This is a genomic window from Geomicrobium sp. JCM 19038 (genome assembly GCF_000698125.1).
Classification (GTDB): Bacteria; Bacillota; Bacilli; order Bacillales; family Marinococcaceae; genus Geomicrobium_A.
In genome coordinates this window covers 1-26,742 of sequence record NZ_BAXA01000013.1, presented here as the reverse complement: position 1 = coordinate 26,742, position 26,742 = coordinate 1, and the positions used below count along the sequence as shown (strand labels likewise).

The window sequence follows — 26,742 nt, the reverse complement described above, 5'->3', positions numbered from 1 at the left end:
GGAAAGTATTAGATGGAGAACTTGTATGAAGCACTACGTGACTATGAACAAGAGATGGTTGGATTTGTACAACAGCTCGTTCGGATTAAGAGCTTTTCAGGCGATGAGAAAGAAATCGCACATACGATCAAAGCTAAGATGGAATCGTTAGATTTTGATGAAGTATGGATCGATTCGCTTGGAAACGTCGTGGGTCGAGTTGGAAATGGTGAAAACGTTGTGATGTTTGATTCACATATGGATACAGTAGAAGTGCATGAGGAAGACGAATGGGAGTTGCCACCTTTTGCAGGCGAGCTTAGAGAAGGTAGAATTTACGGACGAGGGTCTGTTGACATGAAATCATCGATTGTGGCTTCAATGTATGCTGCAAAATTGGCGAAAGATTTACAGCTGCTGAATGGAAAGACCGTCTACATCACATGCACCGTTGATGAAGAGTTCTGTGATGGTGAGAACTTAAAACAATTGTTTAAAGAATTTCCTCAAACGAAACCGAACTATATGATTATTTGCGAACCTTCAGACAACAAAATTGTCCTAGGTCATCGGGGAAAAGCACAATTACGAGTAAAAACGTTAGGCACGTCTGCCCATGGTTCTGCTCCTGAAAAAGGAGACAATGCGGTTTATAAAATGGCAGAAGTCATTCGCAGAGTAGAAGAGCAAAATCATCAATTGATGCATCGTGAAATTGCGTCAGGGACGCTCGTCTTATCAAACATATCAAGCACGAGTGCATCGTTAAATGCCGTTCCTTCCGAGTGTGAGATTTATCTCGATCGCCGACTAGTGCTCGGAGAAGATGAAGAGACAGTCAAAAAAGAGATGGATCACATCGTGAACGGGTTGGATGCAACGTGGGAAATCGGTTCTTTGCATCGCACGAGTTGGACAGGCGCGAATATTCACTATGAACCTTTACATGAACCGTGGAATATTGCCGATGACCATCCGCTCACAAAGTACTTAGTAAACGCTTATGAAAAAGTATTCTCGAAACCGCCAGCATTTGATTTTTGGGATTTTGGGACAAACGCGGTTACGCCAGTTTCAGAGGGTATTCCGACAATCGGTTTTGGCCCTGGCGAATACAAACTTGCGCATATGAACAATGAAAGTTGTGAAGTGAAAAAAATTCATGAAGCTTGTGCCTTTTACGTGACAACAATTGCGGAAATATAAAACAGGAAAACGCCTAGCTTTTAGGCGTTTTCCTGTTTGTTTAACTCAATGATTTTTTCGCGAATTTGTTTGTACTGTTCTTTAAAGCGGTCAAAATCAGAATATGCATCGTGTGCACGATTTTCATAGATCTGCATGCGCTCTTCTTGGACTTTTAGCAATTTCGCAAGTTCAGTTGCATGGTCGTAAAGAAGGTTCGTCGAAAAGGCATCCGCATCTTTTTCAGTCCAATGATCATTCGCTCGGTCGTGTTCATGATAAAGCTGATAATCTTGTTGCAATTCCCAACCGTAATTGCGTAATTCCGTGCGTTGCACGTGATGTCGCATTTCATGAAGCAGCAATTGGACTGTTACAGCCGTTACAACCTTTGAATTGTGACCGTGTGCTTTTACATTTTCAGCAACCTGATGGGGGTATAAGTAAATCGTGCTAATCAAGCTTTGAGGATCGATGTTACTTACACCACCTACTCTTTGTAGGTCTTCATGAATATGTTCGGGGTAGTTCTTAATTTCTTTTTTTGAACGGACGACTTCAAGTCGTAACGTTCCTTTATGGGTAACGTACCCTTGTTCCTCGCAAAAGTCGACGACTTTCCACGCATCTTTGTATGTAAGCATTTGTTCACTCCGTATGGGATCGTGTAGTAGATGAGACAAGTTTTCATTTTAGTGTTGCACAAAATGAAACGCACTATACAGCCTATAGTAACAAGAGCAGAAGGTCAATGTGGTGTTGAATAAATGATCGTACTTAACCTAATAAGATTCCTAAGCCACATCTTAGCAAAGATAGGTAAAAGTTACATAATCGTTCGCTTACATGTTCGAAGGGGAGAACGACCACACTAGCAGAAGGAATGGAACATAAAGGAGCGGGAATTGTTATGAAAACAGCACATGGTCGAATTCAACCAGTGTTTTATTGGGCTGTAGGGGCGTTGCTCGTCGTCATTTTAGCCGCAGTACTTTTACCGACCCAACTCGAACAAATTACTGCAACGGTCCAGCAATTTATTTCAAGTACATTTGGCTGGTACTACTTGATTGCCGTAACTCTTTTCGCACTCGTATGTTTGTTTATTATCATTAGTCCGTACGGGAAAATTAAGCTCGGAAAAGATGATGACAAACCAGAGTACGGGTACTTAACATGGTTTGCGATGTTGTTTAGTGCAGGGATGGGGATTGGACTTGTGTTCTTCGGTGCAGCAGAACCGATGTCACACTTTGCGATTAATTCACCGACGGTTGAAGAAGGAACGATTGAAGCAGCACGTGAATCGATGCGGTTTGTGTTTTTTCATTATGGCATTCACGCTTGGGGAATCTATGCGATTATCGCTGTATGTTTAGCGTATTTTAACTTCCGTAAAGGAAAGCCGGGGTTAATTAGCGGTACGTTGTCTCCTTTAATGAATACGGATGGTTTAAAGGGGAAGTTCATTGACGGATTTGGGTTAGTCGCGACCGTAACGGGTATTGTGACGAGTCTTGGATTTGGTGCTGTTCAGATGAATGGTGGGATCTCATTTTTATTTGATTTACCGATTAATTTTTGGATTCAAACCATTATTATTGTTATTGTAACGGTCTTGTTCTTAACGTCTGCAATGACGGGGTTAAACAAAGGGATTCGAATCCTTAGTAATTTCAACATGATTCTCGCATTAATTTTGCTTATGTTTATCGCAACGTTTGGTTCAACGATGTTTTCATTGAACTTGTTTACGAATACGCTAGGAACTTACTTGCAAACGTTGCCAGAACTTAGTTTTAGAATTGCTCCAGGTAGCCCAGATGCAAGGGAGTGGATTAATGATTGGACGATCTTCTATTGGGCGTGGTGGATTGCGTGGTCTCCTTATGTGGGTACGTTTATCGCCCGGGTGTCACGGGGGCGTACATTACGAGAATTTACAATTGCAGTCTTAATTGTTCCGTCGATTGTAGGATTTATCTGGTTTTCATTCGTCGGGGGAACGGCAATGTCATTAGAATTGAATGAAGTCATCAATTTGAGTGCATTAACAAATGAAGAAATGATGTTTGGAATGTTAAGTACGATGCCGATTAGTACGATTACGTCGATTGTTACGATTGTACTGATTGCCGTCTTCTTTATTACGTCTGCAGACTCGGCTACGTTCGTACTCGGGATGCATTCGACGAACGGTTCGAACAATCCGCCGAATGGAATTAAGTTCGTTTGGGGGATGGTACTTTCGGTTACAGCAATTGCTCTTCTTTATAGTGGAGGACTACAAGCCGTACAGAATGTGATGATCATCGCGGCTTTTCCCTTCTCAATTATCCTACTCATGATGGTCTTTTCACTCATCAAGTCACTCAGGTCGGAACGCAGCCAGTTTTCTACGAACCAGCCACAACTTGTTATTCGTAAACAATCCAGAGAGGATGAGGATGATTCTTCTACAACTGATAAAGACTAAATTTAAAAAGACGAAACGGCTCAGTTAATGCCGTTTCGTCTTTTTAAATAATTTATTCTTCGTCTTCGAGAATTAAACCATCAACATGTTTACGTGACAAGTCATTTTTGATTTTCCGATACGACTTACTTTTGAAGATAATATCAAAATCATAGTCTTCGGGATACAAATCTTCAGCTTGAATATACAGTGTTAACCGTTTATGATTGTACGTTTTCTTTTCACCTTTAACTTGAATGACATAATTGCCTCGTTCATCCGGTCCTGTATAGACGATGCCAATCTCGTCTGACGCTTGGATTTTTACATTGTCACCTTGATCGAATTGTTTCACGTCGCCAACGGTTTTCTTTTTCTTATAATCGGCGTAGCGGTTGATCGTAATTTGCCGTTTGAGTGCATCTTTATTTAATGACTCAGACGAAAAGCGTTCTTTATAATGGCTACTTTCCTTGTAAGCTCGTTCGTGTGCTTGTTCGACAATTTGTGGGTGCAAACCGAGTTTCAAGGCAATTTCAAACGCCTGGCTTTTACCGCTTTCGCCAAGAAGCAAGCGGTACGTCGGTTTTAAGGTTTCTAAATCGAACTCCATTGAGCCGTTTAGAAAGCCCTCAGACTCCTCTGCGAAAGACTTCATTTCATTATAATGAGTCGTTGCGAATAGCGTCGCACCTTTTTTGTACAACTGCTCAAGGATGGCGATCGCAAGGCCCATTCCTTCAGCTGGATCTGTCCCTGAACCGAGCTCATCGAGGAAGACGAGAGAGTGGTCGTTTGCCTGCTCGAGAATTTGAATAATCGAGACGAGCCTCGAGCTGAACGTACTCAAATTGTCTTCGATGCTCTGTCCATCACCAATGTCGATGAAGACTTGCTGGAAAATCCCCGTTTTGCTACCGCTCTTTGCTGGGATTAATAATCCTGCTTGAGCCATTAACGTGAGCAGTCCTACGGTCTTTAGAGTCACAGTTTTACCACCCGTGTTCGGTCCTGTGATAACGAGTGCCCGTTCTTCTTCGCCGAATTCAATCGAAAGGGGGATGGCGTTGTCTTTTAGTTCAGGATGACGAGCCTCAATGAGGTTCATCGTTTTGTCGTCAGTTAGAATTGGTCTTGTTCCATGAATCGATTGGCAATACTTTGCTTTCGCGAAGAGAACATCATAGTTGTGCATCACGTCTAGTGCAAGCATGAGGGTATGCTCATAATCTAAAAACACAGCAGTCAATTCAAATAATATCCGTTCAACTTCAGCTTCTTCCATCATTTTGTAAAGGTTGAGCTCTTCTTGAATGGAAGAAATCTCAGCAGGTTCAACGAAGACGGTAGAACCAGAAGCGGACGTGTCCATGACAGTTCCTGGTACTTTGCCTTTGTATTCTTTTTTGACTTGCAAAACAAATCGTCCTTGTCGTTCAGACACGACGGTATCTTGCAGATAGGTGGCGTATTTCTTGCCACGGGCAAGGTCTTGCACTCGTGCTTTCATGCGGTCCTCAAGTTCACTAATTTGTCTTCTTAAGTCCGTTAATGACTTCGATGCGTAATCATCAACACGCCCATTTCGAAGTGCAGACGAAAGGGTCTCTTCAAGTTGTGAGACATCTTCGATCGAAAAGGCATATGCACTTACTGTAGGTGCAGCATATTCTTTATCCTTCATAAATCGTTTTAACTTCGTGCAATGATCAAGAAAAGAAAGGACACGTGAGAACTGATCTGCTCGTATAAATAAGCCTTTCTTTCCTTGGGTGATGAGTTGTTCAATGTCATCAACCGTGTGAATTGGGACGCTACTGCTGATTTTCAAAATCTCAATTGCTTCTTCAATCTCAGTGAGTAACTGGGAGATTCTTCGTTCGTTAACCATTGGCTTTAATTGGTGAATCGTTTCTTTCCCGCGCTCGGTTCTTGCGTAGTCCTTAATATCTTGAATGACTTTGTTATAGCCTAAGACGTCTAGTGTTTGGTTGTTCATTGTATATCCTCCTAAGATCTTGTTGAAGATCGCCGGAACGGTTGAACACAGTATATACAAAAATCGCTGTGAACAACCGTTCACAGCGATCAAATAGACAGACGGATTTTCCCGCAGTCTGCTGATGGGTACGCTAGTTTTAGAACGAGTTCTTAATAAGGAAACATACGCACGACAAAGAAGCGCCTAGGAGACGCAATTTAAAACGTATGCTTCGTATCCAATTGCTGGATTAATTAAGAACCGCCAGTAACATAAATATTCCCCTTATCGTTTCTATTCGTTAAATGCACGTGAGTAATGAACGATCCCGTGCACATGTTGTAGTGCGTTTGGTCGTAATTCAAGCGCCATAAAAGATTCATCAGGCACATCAAACGGTGCTTTAATCTGCCATTCACTTGCACGTGTAAACCCAAACTTTGGGTAGTACGCCTCGTGCCCGAGAACGATCACCGATTCATGACCAGTTTCAGTTGCTTTTGATAAGGCATGCTGAATTAACTGCCTACCAATACCCCTACCTTGATAATCAGGTAAGACAGATACAGGTGCGAGTGCTAAGGAGTCAGCATGACCATTGTTGTTTTTAATTATAATCTTAGATAGCACGATGTGTCCTACAATGCGTTCGTCATCAACTGCAACAAACGTTAAATCAGGTTGATACGCATCAGTCTCACGAATCTTCTCTACGAGCTTATGCTCTTGGTGATCCGTATGCTCTGCGTGTCGAAAAGCTAGTTCAATGACACATTCAATGTCTTTATAGTCAGAAGGGCGTTCCTCTCGTATGGAAATTGTCACAATGATTCTCCTTTACGTTGAGTGGAAATAAGATAACATCCGTTCTTAATAAAAAAGCGTATTAAGAACGTTTACACCCCAGTAATGAACATAAGTTATACAAACAAAAACCTCCATTTCAATTACTTAAATTGTATGGACTGAAACGAATGATGTCAACTTGGGAAGGTTTACTAACTAAGAGAAGACGAGTTCAATGTGCCTACGCTTCTTTTTAGTGATTGGAAGTAGCGGTTTGTTTCTGCTCAAACGGTGTATAAATCTGTTTGTTCTCAAGCGTATACATGGTCGCATCCATGTTTTCAAACGGGATTCGCTCATGAGAAGTAAAGAGTACACCTTTTTTAGAGGCGACTAAACGCTCTAAGATTGTAGTTAGTAGTTGCTTCCCTTCATCATCAACACCTGCAAACGGTTCATCAAATACGTACCATTCACGATCAAGATAACACGTAGTAACGAAAAACAGTTTGCGGCGTTCCCCGCCAGACAACATAGATACTTCGCTGTTCCACGCTTCATCAAGGAACGTTTTCAAGCTGATGCTTTCAATATAAGCGAAATAATCATTGTACGTATGTTTTACACGATCAAGAGTTAAAACAAATTGTACGTAGTCCTTTACTTTAAGTTTCATCGAGAAGTATAAGTTTTGGTTCATATAAACCAGATCATCGTTACCGGTAATCGTTCCAGAATAATTGTGAATAATTCCAGATAGGCAATCGAGGAAGGTCGACTTCCCAGATCCATTCTTCCCGTAGATATAGTTCAATCCAAGTTGAAAGCTCACGTTCGTATTCTCGATCATCGATGCAAAGGATAAATTCTGAATGGCAATCATGCGGTTCACCTTCTCATGATAGAATTTATTCGGTAGTTACGTAAGCTATACACTCCTGTAATAATACAAAGCGCCGATCCAATGACATAAACGAAATATTCGAAAGCGCCTTGCATAAATAAAATTTGAGAAAGGTATAGAAGCGGATTTACATAGTTAATCATGTGTTCAAAAGTTAGCGTAAATAATGAGATGAAGAAAATAATCGCAATGACTGTGCTAAGTGTTTGATAGCTACTCTTGTGAAGCATCGTCAAATTCGCTGATAAAAACGCAACAGGCAAAGCAAGAAAGATCAGTAAGGTTGAATACAACATCGCTTCCAAAAAGTTTACGGGAAAAAACATTGCAGCAACGCTGTTCAAAATGACCATGCTAATGAAAGCTGAAGTCATTTGTGTGAGTACGAGCGAAATAAAAAACAGCATCCGTGAAGGTTTATTGAAAAATACGTTTTGAGTAGCCCTGCTTCTCGAAGCCGTACCGCTTGAAGTCCAACTCCAAAGATGTAACAGGCAAAAATAATGATTGCCCAAAAGTAATTTAAAAACATCGTCTCTTGTACGTACTGACCATTGATGAAAAGAAAGATGACAGGGAGTGCCGTTGACCATAGTAACGGCAGCATTTCTTTTAGTAGAATTTTCATGTTTAATATGTAGTAAGCCTGAATGACATTCACCATCGATCACCCCATTAGAAATAGACGCTGTGATGACAACGTCTATTTCTTTTCGTTCTATAAAAATGCCTTATTTCCTCCTGATTTCCCAAAAAAAGTTAACTACTGATTTTATACTCCTTCAAATTGTAAGTTCTTATAATGACCGTTGTAGAATGTAAGAGGTTCGGCATGATCATTAATGAGTAAGTTGTAGACATTCCCGACAAAGAGCGTATGATCACCTTCACGGTGGGTGTTATGAACGGTACATGCTAACGAAACGAGTGATTCTTGAACAATGGGTAGATTTGCAAACGTATTAAACGAGTAAGGCTGTGTCGCTTGCTTTTGGCCGGCAAAAAGCATGGATGTATCTTTTTGTTCTCGAGATAATACATTTACTGAAAATGTTCCTGACGACTCAATCATTTTACGCATCTTGCGTGGTGACCGATCGAAATGAGAATAAGTTTCGGATCGAGTGACACTGACATAAAGGCGTTCGCCGTCATGCCATGAATTTCACCATCATATTCAGCAGCAATGACGGTCACTCCTGTCGCAAATTTGCTCATTGCTGTTCGAAATTGATGATCGTCCATCATAGCAAGTGCTCCTTTCTGGGTGGCTGTGGATTAGATGATAAATGTCGGTTTCTTCTTTTCTAATTTAGGCTCCGTGAGGGATACCGTTTGATCTCCTTGTAACGTAAGGAAGTGAGACGCTTCTTCAAACCAACTATCAGGGGCAACATGTCCCCAAAACGTTGCACGTCTTGGATCGTTAAGGTCCCAGCGAATCGGTTTAAAGTCAGGATCAGACGTTAAATAATCGCCGTTATACAGTTCAATTCGGTGACCGTCTGGGTCGCGCAAGTACAAGAAAAAGGCATTAGATAGTCCGTGCCGCCCAGGACCACGTTCAATGTTCGGACCATAGCCGATCGAAGCAAGTACATCACATGCATCAATGAGACTCATCGGATCTTTCAACCAGTAACCAACGTGATGAAGTCTAGGACCTAATCCGTTCATAAAAGCAACGTCGTGTACACTCGGTTTACGATGTAACCATGCAGCCCAAATGTTCTCGTTTTCAGTTGCGGTGTATTCAGAACAACGGAAGCCGAGCTCACGAAGGTAGAAGTTGTGAGCAGCTTCTACGTCTTCGACCATGCAATTGAAATGATCGATTCGTTGCACCTTTGCTCCTTTATAAAGGTCATATCGCTGCAATAGTCGATTGACCGTGTCCATTTCATGATAGAATTCAACGGTTAGTCCACTAGGATCAGTTACACGAAGGGCGCGACCCATCGCGGTTTGTTCTCCTTTTTGCAGCCAGCGGACGTCTCGGTCGTGCTTTTAAAAGTTTTGCGAGTGTTTCTAAATCATTTTCAGCTTCTACTTTGTAACTAATCGCTTCAACCACAGGCTCAGTGCCTTTTTTTAGACAAAGGCTGTGATGATTATGTTCTTCAAGTCCTCGCAAGTAGAGGTGGTTTTCATCTCGAGCGGTTTCAATGAATCCAAGTGCATCGTAAAACGCAAAGGATTGCTCTAAGTCTGTGACATGCAACACAGCACGGCTCGCACGGATAATGTTTGGATTCGTCATCAGATCACTCCCCGTTAAGAAAAGTTAGGCTTCACAGCGGTCGTTTGCTGCAAAAAGTCTTGAACGTACTGTTTGTAAGGTTCCTTGTCATATTGATCGAAGTAAGCCATGCCCATCTTTATTGGATCTCCAAAGAAATAGTATTCATAATGCATCTGACGACTGCCGAATGCACTCAATGTCATATCCCAAGCGAGGCGGAACAATTGCACACGCTCGTAACCTTGAAGGTTCTTTGATTGGAGTGCGCGATTCACAATCATTCCGATTTCAGGGCTTTGGAAATCGGCTTCACTTGGAATTCCCATTAAACCAGAGGCCCCAAGAATACGTAGGATTTCTACGAGACGAGGGTACACTCTTGGATAGTAGTTTCTCGCAGCGTTTAAAGCCTCAAAGTCGGGAGTCATCGTACCTGAACGATCGAGTGTTGCATTTTGTTCAGAGCGGTACAAGTGAGACTTCATCGTCTCAAGTGTGAGCATAATTTCGGTCCCTTTATCTTTCACGTGTTGGAAGCCATCAATGCCAATCGAGTCCATAATGTTTAGCACGGTTCCGAGAAGGAATTCAGTTTTAATGACATTTTTGGCGACGACTTGATGAGACATATGAACGACTGCATTTGTCTCTTTAAACGTACGGTTGCAAATGGACGAATTGCCACATACAAACACTTTTTCCCAAGGAACAAACACGTTGTCAAAATGAACAATCGCGTCACCTTCTTCAAAGCGACTGCTTAATGGATGGTCGTACGTCGATTTGTTTTGATCGAACGATTCTCGGCTTATAAATGATAACCCTTCGGTATTGTTTGGAACGACGAATGCGAGAGAATACGGATCATCCAACTCGCCTGCTGGTTTGACCGTTGAAGGGAACACGAGAATTTCATCCGTGATCCCACCTTGAGTTGCGAGCAAACGCACACCGTCAACGATGATGCCATCGGATTTCTTTTCGACGAGGTGAAGGGCCATGTTGGCATCCTTTTGTTCGTGTTGCGCTTTCTCACGGTTCACTTGTGGATGAATGAGTGTATGAGTGAGGCTAATGTCGTTTTCTCTTGCGTATTCATAATAAGCGCGAGCATTATCTGCAAACATTGGATCCGCTTCTTTAAACAGTTCATTGTTCATACCCATTGCCATCACTTCGGCATTCAAATAATCTGGGGAGCGCCCATCATGCCTCCAGATGTTCTCGCCCAAGCCTGAATCGCTTCACGACGTCGAATGAGGTCATCGATTGACGTTGGCTGTAAGAATGTCGTGCCTACTTGCGTTCCAGACGTTGGTGATGTGTAAAGAAGTGTTTCTTGTTGGTCATATTGGAGATCGTATAAGTTGGCCATCGATTGGATGACATTCTTAAACGCTGGATGTGTTGTTGGATCTTCGACGCGTGCTCCATCGATAAAAACGTTGTTGCGAGCTTTTTTTAATCGCTCTTTATATTGTGCTCCAGTTTTGGCAGGCATTTGATTCAGCTCCTTGTCGTTGGTTTTCCGAATTGCGGAATGTGGTGGTCGCTCATGGCAACGTGTATGATTTGAACTTCAGTATAAAATTCAAAAGCGTAATGTCCGCCTTCTCTGCCGATTCCACTATGTTTGGACCCACCAAATGGGGTGCGTAAATCCCGAACATTTTGTGAATTCACCCAAAGCATTCCAGCATCAACGGCATGGGCAACTCTGTGTCCCCGTTGTAAATCTTTCGTCCAGACGTAACCGGCTAAGCCGTACCGAACGGCATTTGCTTTTTCAATCACATCGGCTTCATCACGAAAAGTCATGACAGAAAGGACAGGGCCGAAGATTTCATCTTGAACGACACGCATGTCTTGCTCAACATTTAAGAGAAGTGTTGGGGGAACGTAACACCCTTGTCGTAGTTCATCAGGAACCGTCGTCTGGTAGAGTTCTGCTCCTTCTTCTGTGGCGATTTTCAAATACTGTTTCACATTGTTGTAGTGTTCACGGTGAATGAGTGGACCGACTTCGGTTTTAAGATCTAGTGGATCGCCAACTTGAATGTGATCAACGCGTGTTTTAAGTCGCTCTATAAATTCTTCTGCAACAGATTCATGGATATATAGACGTGAATTAGCTGTGCAACGCTCACCATTAAAGGAGAAGATGCCCCACGTGCACGCATCCAGTGCTCGGTCTAGATCCGCATCTTCGAAAACGATGATCGGTGACTTACCGCCAAGCTCCATAGAGAATTGTTTCATCGCTTCCGCACCATTTTTTTGAATCTCTACACCCGTCTTCGTCTCACCAGTAAATGAAATGAGTGGGGCGTCGGGGTGTCTTACGAGTGCCGCACCTGCAGTTTCGCCATAGCCGTGGACGACGTTGAAGACACCTTTTGGAAGGTCCGCTTTATGAATAATTTCAGCGAGACGATTTGCAGTAAGTGGTGACCATTCTGCTGGTTTTAATACGACGGTATTGCCTGTTGCAAGGGCAGGGGCGATCTTCCACGTCTCAAGCATGAATGGCGCGTTCCACGGCGTAATAAGTCCTGCAACACCAACAGGCTTATGAATCGTATAATTTAGAAACTCATCATCGACTTGGTAGACTTCACCGACAAGTCGATGACACCATCTCTGCATAAAATCGGAAGTTCTGTGCCGCGCGTGCGACCATTTTTTTCGTTTGCTTTAACGGTAAGCCAGTGTCATAGGATTCAAGGGGAGCAATTTCTTCAATATGCTCATCGATCAGGTCGGCAATCTTATTTAAATAGACCATTCGTTTTTGAATCGGTAAACGTCCCCATTCACCGTTGAAAGCTTTCTTTGCTGCAGCAACGGCGATGTCGATATCGCGATCATTTCCAGATGCGACTTCGTTAATCGGCTCATTCGTATAAGGGTTGTAATTCGTAAACGTTTGATGACTTGATGAATCGACAAATTCACCGTTTATATACTGTTGAATCGTTGATATGTTCTGGATGATTTTTTTGCCGTCTTCACTTACATCGTTTCGTAGCGTAGACATGAATGGCCTCCTTTACCTACAATTTCTTGTAAACGCTTTCAATATAGCATGAGGATAATCATAGGTTAAATATTATTAAACTTCGTGTTATATATGAAAAAAATATAGTTAACTGTTAACCCATGGTACAGAAGGGTTCTGATATAGGAGAGGGACGAAAATTAATATCGTGGCACTGAATTTGCAGAATGTAGAAATGTAAAATAGACTGAACGTAGTGTTCAGTCTTAGCGTTTAAATCGCGTATGAATGTTGTTTAATTTGTACGTACCTGCACCGCTAAATTCCTGAAGTTCGAAAGAGAGGGCAAGGTAACGGGTGTCCAATAATGGTTGAAAGTGATCGCTTAATTCTTTGAAAATCGCCTCGCAGACTTCTGTTTTCTCCTCATTTGTCCGACCAGCACCTATTTTTAATGTTGCGTGCACGAACGCATCGTCTTCTAGGTCGTCCGCAATGACATAGTCCTCAACCATCGTTGCCCGGCAGCGAATGCCTCCAATTGGAAAGAGATCGGAACGAGTGCGAAGTACGGTGTTCACTTTTAGTAATAACTCACGGATCTGAACTGTGTCTTTTACGTTATCGGTATACTCAATGATAAAATGTGGCATGTGCTCCTTACCTTTCTAGACGATTACTAATGATCGTATTATGTAACTGCCCGAGACCTTCAATTTCAGTAATGACCAGATCGCCTTCATATACTTTCGCAAGTCCTTTAGGCGTTCCAGTGAGGATGATGTCATTTTTGTTTAACGTCATGAAACTGCTCAAGTACTCGATTAAAACAGGAATTGAAAAGATCATATCTTTTGTTGTACCAGTTTGCGTTATAGTTCCGTTAACAGTTGTTTTAAGTGATAGGTTCATTGGATCGGGAATATCGGATGAATCAACGAGATAAGGCCCAATCGGTGTACATGTATCTCGGCTTTTTACACGTAAATTTGGACGATAATAATTTTCTAGATAATCACGAATCGCGTAATCATTGACAATTGTATAGCCATAGACATAATCATACGCTTCTGAGTGAGGGATGTTTTTCCCTTGTTTTCCGATGATTACTGCAAGTTCACATTCATAATGCATATGGTTCGCTTCATCAGGGCGTACGGTTTTCCCGAGATGCCCAACGAACGTGTTCGGTCCTTTTAGGAAAACGAGTGGTTCTTCAGGTGCCCGAAATGCAAGTTCTTTGGCATGATCTGCGTAATTCAGACCAAGCGCAAAAACCGTTCCTGGAACAACAGGAGGAAGCCATTGAACATCTTCATTGGCCACAACTCGACCACTCGGTAATCGTAATTGTCCTTTGTGTTCGACAGCTTCATGTATGGCACCGTCAACGACAACTCTTGCTCGTTTCATTGTACACCCCCCTTCATAGAGACAGTCGTATTCGTTAACTTCCCAATTCCTTCTATTTCAATTGAAACCGTATCGCCTTGTTGAATGAGTGGTCGATTTTCAGGTGTGCCGACGAGCAATACATCTCTAGCATTGAATGAGAGAAAGGCGCTCACATCTGAAATGAGTTGGCGGACGTTACGAACAAGCTGTTTCGTATGACCTGTCTGTTGTAACTCATCGTTTACATAGACGCGAATGACGACTTGATCGGGATTTGGAGCATCGTCACGATCAACAATCCATGGACCGACAGGACAATAACCGTCACGAGCATTGTATTTCACAGCAGGGCGATGGATATTGTCGTGGGGAATACATAAGTCATTTACGATTGTGAATCCGAGAATTTTATCCCAAGCTTCTAACGGAGAAACGTTTGTCGTTTGTTCTTTGAATACAATCCCAAGTGCAGCCCCAGCCTCTAGGTAGTTCGAATCTTCTGGAAACGGTATTGGTGTTTCGTTAGCGATGAATGTATTTTTAGGTTTAATGTACAAAATTGGCGCTTGAGGTGGGGCAAGGTAGGGTTCTTCGTTAAGCTTCGGACCGAGTTTTGCTAATTCTCCTTTATAGTTTAAAGCTGTTCCATAAACAGAGCCATCGATAGGGCAATCAAGAGGCGCAGTTGTTGTAGCAAAAATCCCCGTGTACGAAGACGATTGAAGCCAAAGGTTTTGAACTTGAGCTGTTCCTTGAATACGACCGTATGCGTTAACCAAAGTGACTCGCTCCTTTGTGTTCGACGCTTCTAAACAAACGTAGAGAACTGCTCTACGTTTGTTTAGAAGCACGTAACGTATTTTGTTTGTGTTGCCTTGCGAACTTCTCAATCCGATCATTCGGTTGATTTTGTTCGAGCATTTCAAGTAATTGATCGTGTTCAAGAACCGATTCATTAGCACGTAATGGGAAGGAATGAAACCCTCTTGTACGTACGGTGTCTAACTTGTCCCACGCATCTTTAATTGATTTGACGAGCAGTTCATTGGCACAAGCGTCATAGATTACATAGTGAAAGGCTTTGTTCAACTGTCCAAAGGTTTGTAAATCGTAGGCGTGCAATGCCTCTTTCATTTGTTTGTTCAGAGTATAAAGCTGTGAAAAATCTTCCTTTGTTAATGATTCCACGCTCATAGCGGTCGCGTAGCCTTCAAGTACAGAGAGGAATTCTAATGTTTCTTTGTACGCATCAGCGTTTAACGATTGAACAACAGCCCCTACATTGGCTCGGTATTCGATGAATTGATCAGCTTCAAGGCGACGTATTGCTTCTCTGACAGGGATGTGGCTCGAACCAATTTCTTTGGCGATTTGGTCGATGATAATTCGTTCCTTTGGAGCATACGTTCCATCTAGAATTCTCGTTTTAATCACTTCATATGCTTGGGTGCTCTTTGAGCTCTTTTCTTTTTTCATAGGTTAAATTGTATAGAAGATCATATACGATTTCAATTGTTTGTAATGAAAAAGTGTAAACATCATATATGATTGCTTATACATAATCGCTTTAACGGAACATAGTGCTTTTTGTCGTATGTTAACAGCATCGATTTACTGGTATAGTAAATACTAAGTTTTTTTAGAAAGTTTAAAATTATAGCGGTGCATCAAGAAGATCGTATACAGAAAAGAGGTAGGAGACAATGAGTGAGCAAAATGAAGACAAGTCAAAAGGTAGACTAAAGATCCCGCATATTTATGTAATCTTACTTACGATTTTACTCTTGGCATTTGTTGCAACATTTATCGTACCGTCAGGTCAGTTTGACCGAGAAGTGAATGAAAACGGCACAGAAGTGTTGATTCCGGGCACGTTTACGGAAGTCGATAAAACGTACTTATCTTTCTTTGATTTAATGTTTGCCGTACCGTCAGGATTGATTGCTGCGGGTGAAATTATCTTTGGTGTTTTGATGATTGGTGGAATGTTTGCCGTTTTAGAACGAAGTGGGCTGGTAGACATTGGAGTCAGTAAATTAGGGAGGACATTTCACGATCGACCTGTAATGATTATTGCCGTGTTAATGTTTCCATTAGCCTTTTAACAACATTTACGAGTGCCATTGAGCTATCAATCGTGTTTGCACCAGCCGTCATTCCTCTTATGGTTCGATTAGGCTTTGATCGATTAACCGCACTTGCAGCTGTCTTAGTAAGTACCGTAGCAGGATTTACAGCAGCGATCACGGGGCCAGCGACAGTTGGAGTTGCCCACGAAGTGAGTGAGCTTCCTTTATATTCTGGGTATGAGTACCGTGCGCTCATTTTTCTTGTCATTACGACAATTGGTATTATCTTCGTAAGTCGCTATGCGCGTAAAATTAAGCAAGATAAGACGAAAAGTCTCGTATACGGTGATGGCATTGATGAAACGTTTGTCGGTCGTGATGACATTACTGAAGTGAAAGCGACGAAGCGGCAAATGGCTGCAATCGTTGTGTTATTCGCAGGTATATTGCTCATGATCTTTGGACTCATCCAGTGGGGATGGTACTTCCGTGAACTAGGAGGTTTGTACTTAACGATCGGTATCGTTATTGGCTGATCACCGGTCTTAACGTAAGTAAGATTGCCGAGACGTTTAATGATGGATTTAAGACGATCTTGCTCGGGGCGATGGTGATTGGCTTTGCGAGAGCCGTGTCCGTCATTTTAGAAGACGGCCAGATACTAGATACAATTGTAAATGGAACGAGTCAAGTTGTGAGTGCGATGCCAGGGGCTCTAACGGCAGTATTCATGATGATCGTACAAGGTGGGTTTAATTTCCTCGTTCCGTCAGGTAGTGGACAAGCGGTTATCACGATGCCGATTATGAGTGGACTCTCAGACCTTGTTGGCATTACTCGACAGACCGCAGTATTAGCTTTTCAATTTGGAGATGGCTTCGCCAATATTTTGTACCCAACGTCGGGATACTTTATGGCAACCCTGGCAATCGCTAAGGTCGGCTGGGATAAATGGGTGAAGTTCATTTGGCCACTGCTATTCGTTTGGTATTTGTTAGCGGTCGTGTTTTTAATGATTGCACAATATATGAATTTTGCTTAACGCATTAGCGCGGTGGTGACTCTGTGAGTGACCACCGTTTTGTTTTTGAATTTAGATGTTTTAGCGTCTAGCTGTTCTAGTATAATGACAACATACGGTGTCACGTCAGGGAGGAATAGGTTTGACGACGGTAATTTTGGCAGAGAAACCAGACCAAGCACGGAGTTATGCGGCGGTATTTTCAAAGACAACTAAGAAAAAAGGTTACATCATCATTGAAGATGAACGTTTTTTTAAAGGAGAAGCGATTTTAACGTGGGGAGTCGGACATCTCGTTGAACTTTGTTTGCCAGGCTATTACAAGAAAGAATGGAAGCGTTGGAGTTTAGCAAGCTTACCGATTCGCCCAGAGAGAATTGAGTTTCAAGTGCCACGTAGTAAGCAAGAGCAGTTTCAAATTGTAAAACAATGGTTAAAGAAGGCATCAGAGATAGTCATTGCGACGGACCCAGACCGAGAAGGGGAAAATATTGCGCGGTTAATTATCGACAAAGCAGCTGTTAAGCGCTCGATCCCGATTAAACGGCTGTGGATCAATTCTCAAGAAAATGACGTCGTTCGAGAAGGATTTAAGAACTTGCAACCTGGGGAAAAGTACGTGTCATTGTACGAAGAAGCGAAAGCTCGTCAAATCGGTGATTGGCTCGTCGGCATGAATGCCAGCCTCTGTACTCACTGTTACTGCAGGAACAAGGTGTACATGACACGTTTTCTGTTGGGCGTGTACAAACACCAACGTTGTACTTAATCTACTTACGTCAACGTGAGATTGAGAACTTCAAGCCAGAACCATATTTTGAAATTACAGCGAACGTTACCGCCAAAAACGGAACATTTAAAGCGAAGTATAAAGAGCGTTTAAAGACGAAACAAGAAGTGTTGTCACTGTACGAAAAGCATGGCATTGAGCGTGAGACTGAAGGAAGCATTGCTGTACTAAATAAAAAGGACAAGCAATTACCTTCCCCAGTGTTACACAGCCTTGCGACCCTTCAAGCAACAGCGAACCGTAGATGGAAGTACAGTCCGTCTAAGGTGCTTAACGTGATGCAAAGCCTTTACGAGAAAAAGTTACTATCATACCCAAGGACGGAAAGTAATCATATTACAACTGCTGAATTTTCGTATTTAAAGTCGAAGTTGTCTGCGTACATGAATGCGGTCGGTGTCGAGTTTGAACCGGCTTTTCTTCAACCGCGCAAGCGGTATGTGGACAATCAGAAAGTGCAGGAACACTACGCAATTATTCCTACAAAGACGATTCCTACAGAGAAAAGGCTCGCGTCATTACGAACAGAAGAACAGAACATTTATAAAGAAGTTGTTCTTACGACACTTGCGATGTTCGCGCCGCTTTACAAGTTCGAAGAAACGAACGTTGAAGTCGACTTAAATGGGCTGCGTTTACATGCGAAGGGAAAAGTTGATCGAGAGAAGGGCTGGAAAGCGTTACTTTCACCACGGCAGAAACAAGAAGAACCATCGTTACCAGCCATGGAAGTTGATGAACGAGTCGATACGGTTATGAAAACCGTAGCCGATGAGACAAAGCCACCATCACTGTACACAGAGGGTCAATTAATTCCATTAATGAAGTCTGCGGGCAAGCATGTTGAAGACGAAGAGAATACCGCAATACTCGACGAAGTGACAGGCATTGGTACAGGTGCGACACGAGCAAATATTATTGAGACGCTTAAAAGTCGCACGTACATTACCGTGTCAAAAAACCAAGTCAACGTTACTGAAAAAGGAAAAATCCTTTGCCAAGCAGTAGAAGGGAATTTGTTAAGTAAAGCCGATATGACTGCGGAATGGGAATTGTTTTTGCGTCAAATCGGAAAAGGAGAAAAAGAAGGTACAACGTTCATCGCAAATATCCATCAATTCATCGATCAATTGATTCATCATGCCCCTGCGTCATTAAAAGAAGTCACTTTTAAAAAGGAATTACTCATGCAAGAGGCGAAATCAGAAGGGATCGGTTTATGTCCATTATGTGGCTCACCAGTCATTAATAAAGGTCGAGTGTACGGATGTTCTGGTTATCGTGAAACCAAGTGTAAGTTCGTCTTACCAAAAACGATTGCGAAGAAAACGTTAAGTGAAGCGAGCGCCAAACGATTGCTAACGAAAGGAAGCACAAGTCAGCTGAGGGGATTTAAAAGCAAGGCAGGTAAATCATTCCGAGCAGGATTGACGTTAAAAGAAGGAAAAGTTGAGTTTAATTTCGACGCGAAACCTATGAAGAATACGAAACGTAAACCATAAAATCGGAGGTTCGTGATGAGCGACCAAGTAAGAAGCGATGAAGAGTTACAAGCGGTCACAGTTGGTGATCGGAAGCCTCACAATAACACGATTGAGTTACATGAATACGACCCTACATGGCCCACACAATATCAACTAGAAGAAGAGAAGATTTATCGTGCGCTACAGAGCGCAGTTGTTCAGCTAGAGCATGTCGGTTCAACATCGATTCCAAGAATGAGTGCTAAGCCGATTATTGATATCCTATTGGTCGTTCGCGATTCTGCTGATGAATCATGCTATGTACAGGCGTTAGAAACTGTCGGTTATACACTCGTCATACGTGAACCCGATTGGTATGAACATCGCTTGTTAAAACGAAATGATGATGGTGTTAATCTTCATGTTTTTAGTGAGGGTTGTGAGGAAACCGTACGGATGCTCGCCTTTCGCGATCATTTACGGTCAAATGAAGAAGATTTCCTAAAGTATAAAGAGAAAAAGCAAGAATTATCAAAGCATACATGGCGACATGTTCAACATTATGCAGATGCAAAATCTGCAGTTGTGGAAGAGATTATTCATAAAGCAATTCCCTAAGTTTTGAGGCAATTAAAAGAGGTGGTGAGCGGTGTGCCCCGTTGTGAATCATGCAACAAGCGTTGGCGTCTTAAACAAACGATCGTAAAGACGAGTGCCATTGATGTGGATTTAGGGATGAATTGTCCTTATTGTGATGAACTACAGTTCTTGAGTGCGAAGTCGCTCAAGCGCAACAAAGTGTGGATCTTTTTCCCTCTCATCATGTTAATCGTTTACGGTCTATTGAATTTATGGATGTCTTTGCCGTTTTGGTCATTTATTCTTTATTTGCTTCTGATCGTTGTAATTTTTATCGTTTTTTATCCACGGTCTATTACTGTCACGAATGTTAAGCCGCTTCAATCATAAATGAATTGAACTAGTGTGAAGGCATGGCTCGTGGTGGTGATGCCAATGAACGTAGTAAAGAACTGTGGTTCAAGTTAGCTAATAAATCCCTCCAACGTAATCACGTGATAAAGTGCTACGTAGAAGGGATTTTTGGGTTTGTTTATTGTGCGGTTTGTCCACCGTCAACAGCCAAGTTCACACCGGTAATGTATGCTGCACGGTCTGAACAGAGCCATACTGCAGCTTGAGCTTGGTCCTCGGGCTCTCCAATTCTGCCGAGTGGAATAGCGTTTTTTACGTGTTCTGCTTGTTCGGGAGCTGAATCTTCCCATTGTTTAACGCTAGCGGTCATCGTCATACCTGGACAGATCGAGTTCACTCGGATGCCTTGTTTACCGTACTCTAGTGCGATGGATTTTGTAAGCCCGTTAACTGCCCATTTTGACGCGCTATACCCACCCATATTTTCAACGCCTAGGAGACCAGCAGTGGAAGCTGTGTTAACGATTGAACCTCCTCCAGTCTTTAACATGGCTGGAATTTCGTGTTTCATTGAATAATACGTGCCTTTCGCGGTCACATCCATCGCACGATCCCAGTCCTCTCCTTTTGATTCAACAATTTTTGCTTGAGGTACTCCAATACCTGCGTTATTGTGAGCGAAATCCAGCCTTCCATATGTGTCAACGGTCGTTTGAACGAGTTGAATGACTTCCTCCTCGATTGCAACATTGCACGGGAAAAACATGCTTCGCCACCGTTGTCTTTAATTAACTGTACGGTCTCTTTACCCATGTCTTCGTTAATGTCTGAAACGACGACAGTTGCTCCTTCTTTTGCGAAAAGAAGTGCACTTGCACGGCCGATGCCGTTACCTCCCGCCGTGATGATGCCTACTTTGTTTTCCATTAATCCGGTCATTGATCTTTCTCCCCTTTGTAGATTTTTCACGTTAAGAAGTATACCCAGTAAACTATTATTTAACAAAAGTATATCACTGTATTTACCAGAATAAATAATTAAGGTAAGATAGACATTATCTTTATCAGAAAAAAGCGAAAGTTGAGAAGGGTATGTGACAATCATGGGTGAACAACGTAAAACACGACTGCAAGAGATGTTTGAATATTTGCATCAAAACCCTGAGATGAGCTATGAGGAAGTGAATACGACAGCATTTCTGAAGAAAGTAATTGAAGAAGCGGGCATTAAGGTGAAGACGTTTGACGATCTTACAGGTCTTGTCGTTGATGTTGGCAGTGGCGGTCCGGTTGTCGCACTCAGAGCAGATATTGACGCCGTTTATCAAGAAGTTGATGGTGAGTGGAGACCAAATCATTCATGTGGGCACGATGCTCATATGACAATCGTATTAGGCGTGCTGTTTGAGCTTCATGAACGAAAATCGCTTGATCGCACGTACCGATTTATTTTCCAACCAGCAGAAGAGAAGGGAACAGGTGCATTAGCATTGATTGAGAAAGGTGTCGCCGATAATGTAGACTTCTTGTTCGGTATGCACCTTAGACCAATTCAAGAATTACACGCAGGGGAGTTCGCGCCAGCTATTCAACATGGAGCCGCTCGCTTTATAAATGGCACGATTCGTGGAGAAGACGCACACGGTGCGAGGCCCCATTTGACAGCAAACAGTATTCAAGTCGGTATGGATTTGTTCCATCAGCTAAATTCAATGCAGATTAATCCGATGCACCCGTACTCAGCGAAATTAACGACGTTCTATGCTGGTGGTAAAAGCCCGAACATTATTCCGGGAAGCGCAACGTTCTCGATCGACGTTCGAGCGCAAACGAATGAGACGATGGAAGAAGTGATCGCTCATATCGAACGATTTAGATCTTCACTTGAAACGCTACATAACGTACAGATAGAATTAACAACGAGTGCAAATGTCGCAGCAGCTGTCATTTCTACTCAAGCGGAGCAAGCATTATCAGAAGCAATTGTATCTACCGTTGGACAAGAATCATTAAAGCCTCGTCTCGTGACGACTGGAGGCGATGATTTTCATTTTTACACGATTAAAAATCCAGAATTGAAAGCGACGATGTTAGGGGTTGGCTGCGATTTATCTCCAGGGTTACACCACCCTCATATGACATTCGATCATAAACAAATGGAGCCAGCAATTAAGATTCTAACAGAAGCGATGACGACGGTAGACATTTAGGAGGAACCGTGCATGATTACCATCCGAGAACTTACGACGATGGAAGAATTAGAAGAGATGATGGACGTAGAAGAAGCGGTTTGGCAAATGGAGCCGTTACAAGTCCATCAAACATTTACAGTACTGAAAAATGGTGGCATCATTCTCGGTGCTTATGATGACGACAAAATGATTGGGTTTTTGTATAGCTTTCCAGGTTTTGTAGAAGGGGACGTGTACTTATGTTCTCACATGTTAGGTTTTCTTCCGGACTATCGTAAGCGAGGCATCGGTGTCTTAATGAAGCAAAGACAAGCTGAGCTTGCCAGAGAACGAGGTTATCAAAAAATTACGTGGACATTTGACCCGTTGGAAACTCCAAATGCGTACTTAAACATCCAAAAGCTACGAGCGGTCGGTGCTTATTATAAGGTCAATCATTATGGTGAGATGGCAGATGAATTTAATACAGGCCTTCCGACAGATCGAATGATTATTGAGTGGGATTTAACGAAGTCAACGGCTGTCGAAGAAGTCGTGATTAACGACGTTCGTCTTCTGCTACGTAATAACCATGGTCATCCTACAGAGCACAGCTCTTTTGACAGCGAGTCGGGTGAAGCATATTACATTGCTGTACCGAGTAATTTCCAACAAATCAAAGAAGAGAACTTTGAGCTTGCAAAAGCGTGGCGGTTCGAAACACAACAGCGCTTTGTGGAATTGTTTCAAGCGGGCTACGTTGCAACCGGTGTTAAAAATGATCTTAACAACGAGACGACCTATTACAAACTGACGAAATAGAGGCGATACAATGAACCTTAAACAGGTAACAATTAGACGACTTAACATGGCCTTGAAAGCTCCATTTACGACGAGCTTTGGGACCTTTACGGATCGTGAATTTCTAATTGTAGAAGTACGTGATGGCGATGGAAAGGTCGGCTACGGGGAGTCGGTTGCGTTTGCGAGCCCGTGGTACAACGAAGAAACAGTCGATACGAACGTTCATATGATCGAGAAGTTTCTCGTACCAGCATTACAAGAAAAACCGATCATTCATCCAAAAGAAGTAAGTGAGCGATTTGCGTTTATTAGACGTAATAACATGGCGAAGTCAGCGGTAGAAGGGGCCATTTGGGACTTATATGCAAAGCAACAAAATAAACCGTTAGCAGAAGTTCTCGGAGGCGTTGCGAAACAAATCGACGTTGGGGTGAGTATCGGAATTAAAGATTCAGTAGAGGACTTAATTGAAACGGTCCAATCCCATGTTGATGCAGGTATAAGCGAATAAAAATTAAAATCAAGCCAGGCTGGGACATCGATGTGCTTCGTGAAGTAAGGAAGCAATTTCCTACCATTCAAATGATGGGAGATGCAAACTCCGCATACACGCTTGAAGATCTGGATCATTTGAAACAACTGGATGAATTGAACTTAACGATGGTTGAACAGCCACTTGAACACGATGATATTATTGATCATCGTTTATTGCAAGAAGCTATGGAGACGCCAATTTGCTTAGACGAAAGCATTCACTCTTTAGCGGATGCGAAAAAGGCGATCGCACTCGGAAGCTGCAAAATTATTAACATAAAAATCGGTCGAGTTGGCGGGTTAACTGAAGCAAAGCGAATTCATGACTACTGCAAAGAACAAGATATTCCAGTCTGGTGCGGGGGAATGCTAGAGTCTGGGATCGGGCGTGCTCATAACATTGCATTGACGACATTGCCGCAATTTATTTTACCTGGGGATACAGCTAGTTCAGCAAACTATTGGCATAAGGACATTATTTCACCAGAAGTCGTTGCTGAAAATGGGGTTATTCAAGTTCCGACAGGAGCGGGAATTGGTTATGAAATTAATGACGAAGCACTTGAAGAATTTACGGTGGATCGTTCAACCATTGAGCTAGACTAACAACAAGACGTATATAGACATCATAAGGGGGAGAGCCCGTTGGCTCAGAAAAAAGAGAGAGCATCATTTATGGATGGGGGATTTGGCCGTTATTTTTTACCGGCCATCTTACTTCAAAGTGTATTGATCGGTGGCGGTTACGCAACCGGCCGGGAAATTGTGCAGTACGGTGCAGGATTTGGGGCACTCGGTTGGATTACGGGCATCATGATTTTTATCGGGTTTTCTGTGATGGCCATACTTACATTTGAAATGGCAAGAAAATTCCAAGTCTTTGATTATCGGTCGCTTCTAAAGCAATTGATCGGACCCTTTTGGTTTTTGTTTGATATTGTCTATCTTTTGCTCGCCGTTTTGATTATTTCAATCGTTGCATCGGCAACAGGAGAAATTCTGAATCAGACGATGGGAATTCCGAATTGGATTGGAATTGTCATTATGATGGTGCTCGTCGGTTGGTTGAATTTCTATGGTGATCGCCTCATTGAGAAGTTCAAAACAATTGGAACGATCTCGCTTATGGTTGGTTACGTGTTCTTTAGCATTCTAGTTATTTCCTCGACGTGGGAAAACGCAGTTGAAGTTCTTCGTACAGGGGATACGAGCTTTATCCCCGGTGAAATTAGCATCTGGATGGTATTGTGGACAGGAGTTATTTACGTCGGGTACAATTTAGCCGTTTACCCTGCGGCACTCTTTACAATTAAACGACAGAAATCAGTAAAAGAAACGATTGTTTCTGGGCTCATTGCAGGTTTCTTAATGACAAGTCCGTGGTTTCTCACTTACTTTGCATTACTCGGGTTCTACCCAGATGAAGCGGTACTCGGTTCTTCTGTCCCATGGCTCGTGATGCTTGATGGATATGGGTTATGGGTCATGATACTCTTTGGTTTTATCGTCGGCTGGACATTAATCGAAACGGCGACGGGAATGATTCATGCTTTTATTACGAGAGTAGACCAGCAATTCGAGGAGTTTGGGAAGGCACCACTCTCTGGGAAAAAGCGTGCGATTGTGTCAGTTGGAACGCTCGTGTCTGCCTTTTTGCTAGCGCAAGTTGGAATTATTGATCTCATTGCTTACGGCTATACGTTCATGGCTTACGCAATGATTGCCATCTTCGGCTTGCCGTTACTCACGATCGGCTTTTACCGAATTATAAAGCCACAATGGAAAAAGTCGTATTGGGATAAGCATAAGAAATCGAATGTTGATGCACAAGGATAAAAAAGAGGCTAGTGATGGGAAGTTGATCATTAGCCCTTCTTTATTTTGATCTAGAGTTCGGTCTGATTTTTCAAGAATGAAGAAAAAAACAAATCGTTTAAAAAGGCAGTTGAAGTATAAAGTGTTATACTGTGTGTAACTTATTCTAAGGAGTTCGACTGTAGTATGATCCCAAATCCACATGAATCACTTGTAGATGTTTCCAATCAATTGTTTGAGTTAATTGTCGATGAGCTCGGTGTAAACACAGCTTATGTCGCTAGAAGAGATGACAATGTGATGACGGTGCTTAATTCTCATAACAAGACAGAAGAAATTGTCCCTTCAGATGTAGTCGTGAATTATGAAGACTCAAATTGTAAGCTCGTGCTAGAAAATCCTGAGCACGTTCGCTCAATCTCTAATCTGTTCACTGATGTAGAGACGAAAGATCGAACGGTTACTGAGCAATTTCAAGTGAAAGCCTTTCTTGGTGTTTCTTTATATCGTAAAAATGGTCAACCCTTTGGTACATTATGTGTAATGGATCGCGGTGAAAAAAGTTTCTCGAATGAACAAGTGGAGTTTATGAAAACAGTCGCAGGAGTTCTAAGTTATATGATTGAATTGGATGAAGCTTATGAAGATATGAAACTTCTAAGTGCACCAATCATTCCTGTGTCAGATCAACTAGCCGTATTGGCATTACAAGGAAACATTAATGAAAAGCGCGAATTGATGATTATTGAAGAAACGCTTACTTACGTTGCCCGCCAAAAGTCAATACATTGCCATCGACTTGTCGCAAATGAATCGAACCGATCAATCGTTTATACATTTACTTGAGAGACTTGTAAATGCATTAAAGCTAATGGGTGTCCAAGTAATGTTGTCCGGCGTACCAGTTAGCCTTGCTGAACACTCGTACATTAACAATCGGTTATTTGAATTAGAAGTCGGATACGTTCAGAATCTAGCGGAAGCTTTTTCAAATTTAGGATATGAACTTAAAAAAACGATCCATTAATCGTGCCTATTCAAAGCGAGTTCGTCTATCTGAAGATGGGCTCGCTTTTTTGGTATGTACAGCGCCGGAGTGTAGCAAGAGGAGAGCAGGGTGATGCAAGAACTAGGCATGGTGTAGCAAGAGGAGAGCAGAGTGGTGCAAGAGCTGGGCATGGTGTAGCAAGAGGAGAGCAGAGTGGTGCAAGAGCTGGG

23 protein-coding genes and 7 pseudogenes are annotated in these 26,742 nt (G+C 42.4%); 15 read left to right on the top strand and 15 right to left on the bottom strand.

The features are described from left to right. The first annotated feature begins 12 nt into the window (after positions 1-12). Positions 13-1,185, top strand: coding sequence for a YgeY family selenium metabolism-linked hydrolase (locus JCM19038_RS15210; protein ID WP_042419655.1), 1,173 nt, complete (start codon positions 13-15; stop codon positions 1,183-1,185). A 20-nt stretch (positions 1,186-1,205) separates the two neighbouring features. On the opposite strand, the gene JCM19038_RS15205 is transcribed toward JCM19038_RS15210, so the two are convergent. Further along, positions 1,206-1,808, bottom strand: a complete 603-nt coding sequence (locus JCM19038_RS15205; RefSeq protein ID WP_042419653.1) for a hypothetical protein — start codon at positions 1,806-1,808, stop codon at positions 1,206-1,208. A 266-nt stretch (positions 1,809-2,074) separates the two neighbouring features. Here JCM19038_RS15205 and JCM19038_RS15200 point away from each other — a divergent pair, with 266 nt between their 5' ends. Further along, positions 2,075-3,640, top strand: a complete 1,566-nt coding sequence (locus tag JCM19038_RS15200; protein WP_042419849.1) for a BCCT family transporter — start codon at positions 2,075-2,077, stop codon at positions 3,638-3,640. A 52-nt stretch (positions 3,641-3,692) separates the two neighbouring features. On the opposite strand, the gene JCM19038_RS15195 is transcribed toward JCM19038_RS15200, so the two are convergent. The 13 genes and pseudogenes from JCM19038_RS15195 to JCM19038_RS15140 form a co-directional block, all read right to left on the bottom strand. Then, entirely contained in the window at positions 3,693-5,618 is a 1,926-nt protein-coding gene (locus JCM19038_RS15195) for a DNA mismatch repair protein (protein WP_042419650.1), read from the bottom strand. A gap of 276 nt (positions 5,619-5,894) precedes the next feature. Next, positions 5,895-6,425, bottom strand: coding sequence for a GNAT family N-acetyltransferase (locus JCM19038_RS15190; protein WP_042419647.1), 531 nt, complete (start codon positions 6,423-6,425; stop codon positions 5,895-5,897). 214 nt (positions 6,426-6,639) lie between these two features. Next, positions 6,640-7,269, bottom strand: a complete 630-nt coding sequence (locus JCM19038_RS15185) for an ATP-binding cassette domain-containing protein (RefSeq protein WP_042419645.1) — start codon at positions 7,267-7,269, stop codon at positions 6,640-6,642. A 5-nt stretch (positions 7,270-7,274) separates the two neighbouring features. After that, positions 7,275-7,634: a hypothetical protein gene (locus JCM19038_RS21145; protein ID WP_152549472.1), complete on the bottom strand. Its 360-nt coding sequence runs from the start codon at positions 7,632-7,634 to the stop codon at positions 7,275-7,277. Between the two features lie 26 nt (positions 7,635-7,660). Next, a complete protein-coding gene (locus JCM19038_RS21140) occupies positions 7,661-7,954 on the bottom strand; it encodes a hypothetical protein (RefSeq protein WP_052361770.1) in 294 nt (97 codons plus the stop codon). A 108-nt stretch (positions 7,955-8,062) separates the two neighbouring features. Continuing rightward, positions 8,063-8,508 (bottom strand): annotated as a pseudogene (locus tag JCM19038_RS15175) (flavin reductase family protein). A gap of 60 nt (positions 8,509-8,568) precedes the next feature. Continuing rightward, positions 8,569-9,550: pseudogene (gene hpaD, locus JCM19038_RS15170) on the bottom strand (3,4-dihydroxyphenylacetate 2,3-dioxygenase). 14 nt (positions 9,551-9,564) lie between these two features. After that, positions 9,565-11,033 (bottom strand): annotated as a pseudogene (gene hpaB, locus JCM19038_RS15165) (4-hydroxyphenylacetate 3-monooxygenase, oxygenase component). 5 nt (positions 11,034-11,038) lie between these two features. Next, positions 11,039-12,569: pseudogene (gene hpaE / locus JCM19038_RS15160) on the bottom strand (5-carboxymethyl-2-hydroxymuconate semialdehyde dehydrogenase). A 227-nt stretch (positions 12,570-12,796) separates the two neighbouring features. Next, positions 12,797-13,183, bottom strand: a complete 387-nt coding sequence (locus JCM19038_RS15155) for a 5-carboxymethyl-2-hydroxymuconate Delta-isomerase (RefSeq protein ID WP_042419643.1) — start codon at positions 13,181-13,183, stop codon at positions 12,797-12,799. A 7-nt stretch (positions 13,184-13,190) separates the two neighbouring features. Then, positions 13,191-13,943: a fumarylacetoacetate hydrolase family protein gene (locus JCM19038_RS15150; RefSeq protein WP_042419640.1), complete on the bottom strand. Its 753-nt coding sequence runs from the start codon at positions 13,941-13,943 to the stop codon at positions 13,191-13,193. Continuing rightward, positions 13,940-14,704, bottom strand: a complete 765-nt coding sequence (locus tag JCM19038_RS15145) for a fumarylacetoacetate hydrolase family protein (protein ID WP_052361768.1) — start codon at positions 14,702-14,704, stop codon at positions 13,940-13,942. Before JCM19038_RS15145 ends, JCM19038_RS15150 begins: the two co-directional genes overlap by 4 nt. Before the next feature lie 52 nt (positions 14,705-14,756). Continuing rightward, complete coding sequence (locus JCM19038_RS15140) at positions 14,757-15,401, bottom strand: GntR family transcriptional regulator (RefSeq protein ID WP_042419637.1); 645 nt, start codon at positions 15,399-15,401, stop codon at positions 14,757-14,759. A 227-nt stretch (positions 15,402-15,628) separates the two neighbouring features. Here JCM19038_RS15140 and JCM19038_RS25575 point away from each other — a divergent pair. The 6 genes and pseudogenes from JCM19038_RS25575 to JCM19038_RS21120 all read left to right on the top strand — a co-directional run bounded on the left by JCM19038_RS25575 (position 15,629) and on the right by JCM19038_RS21120 (position 20,237). Beyond that, a pseudogene (locus JCM19038_RS25575) lies at positions 15,629-16,530 on the top strand (hypothetical protein). Then, positions 16,527-17,036 (top strand): Na+/H+ antiporter NhaC family protein, encoded by a 510-nt coding sequence (locus JCM19038_RS24570; protein ID WP_081831837.1) that lies wholly within the window; start codon positions 16,527-16,529, stop codon positions 17,034-17,036. Before JCM19038_RS25575 ends, JCM19038_RS24570 begins: the two are co-directional and overlap by 4 nt. Before the next feature lie 121 nt (positions 17,037-17,157). Then, on the top strand, positions 17,158-17,784 hold the full coding sequence (locus JCM19038_RS23870) for a toprim domain-containing protein (protein ID WP_238554451.1): 627 nt from the start codon (positions 17,158-17,160) through the stop codon (positions 17,782-17,784). After that, on the top strand, positions 17,676-19,307 hold the full coding sequence (locus tag JCM19038_RS15130; RefSeq protein WP_238554450.1) for a type IA DNA topoisomerase: 1,632 nt from the start codon (positions 17,676-17,678) through the stop codon (positions 19,305-19,307). Before JCM19038_RS23870 ends, JCM19038_RS15130 begins: the two co-directional genes overlap by 109 nt. Before the next feature lie 15 nt (positions 19,308-19,322). After that, positions 19,323-19,886 carry a GrpB family protein gene (locus tag JCM19038_RS15125; RefSeq protein ID WP_042419634.1) on the top strand — a complete coding sequence of 188 codons (564 nt, stop codon included), beginning with the start codon at positions 19,323-19,325 and terminating at the stop codon, positions 19,884-19,886. A 33-nt stretch (positions 19,887-19,919) separates the two neighbouring features. Then, positions 19,920-20,237 carry a TIGR04104 family putative zinc finger protein gene (locus tag JCM19038_RS21120; protein ID WP_052361761.1) on the top strand — a complete coding sequence of 106 codons (318 nt, stop codon included), beginning with the start codon at positions 19,920-19,922 and terminating at the stop codon, positions 20,235-20,237. A 142-nt stretch (positions 20,238-20,379) separates the two neighbouring features. Here the strand turns inward: JCM19038_RS21120 and JCM19038_RS15115 are convergent. Then, positions 20,380-21,128, bottom strand: a pseudogene (locus tag JCM19038_RS15115) (glucose 1-dehydrogenase). A 175-nt stretch (positions 21,129-21,303) separates the two neighbouring features. Here JCM19038_RS15115 and JCM19038_RS15110 point away from each other — a divergent pair. From JCM19038_RS15110 to JCM19038_RS23860, 7 genes and pseudogenes are all read left to right on the top strand, one after another. Further along, entirely contained in the window at positions 21,304-22,410 is a 1,107-nt protein-coding gene (locus JCM19038_RS15110) for an amidohydrolase (RefSeq protein WP_042419632.1), read from the top strand. Positions 22,411-22,422: 12 nt separating this feature from the next. Continuing rightward, positions 22,423-23,193, top strand: coding sequence for a GNAT family N-acetyltransferase (locus JCM19038_RS15105; protein ID WP_042419629.1), 771 nt, complete (start codon positions 22,423-22,425; stop codon positions 23,191-23,193). Between the two features lie 10 nt (positions 23,194-23,203). Next, positions 23,204-24,315, top strand: a pseudogene (gene menC / locus JCM19038_RS15100) (o-succinylbenzoate synthase). 39 nt (positions 24,316-24,354) lie between these two features. Next, a complete protein-coding gene (locus JCM19038_RS15095; RefSeq protein ID WP_193745146.1) occupies positions 24,355-25,545 on the top strand; it encodes a hypothetical protein in 1,191 nt (396 codons plus the stop codon). 165 nt (positions 25,546-25,710) lie between these two features. Continuing rightward, positions 25,711-26,370, top strand: coding sequence for a GAF domain-containing protein (locus JCM19038_RS15090; protein ID WP_052361760.1), 660 nt, complete (start codon positions 25,711-25,713; stop codon positions 26,368-26,370). Further along, entirely contained in the window at positions 26,333-26,551 is a 219-nt protein-coding gene (locus tag JCM19038_RS25570) for a hypothetical protein (RefSeq protein WP_081831835.1), read from the top strand. Before JCM19038_RS15090 ends, JCM19038_RS25570 begins: the two co-directional genes overlap by 38 nt. Before the next feature lie 2 nt (positions 26,552-26,553). Next, positions 26,554-26,742: hypothetical protein (locus tag JCM19038_RS23860; RefSeq protein ID WP_042419627.1), on the top strand; the 189-nt coding region annotated here is incomplete at its 3' end.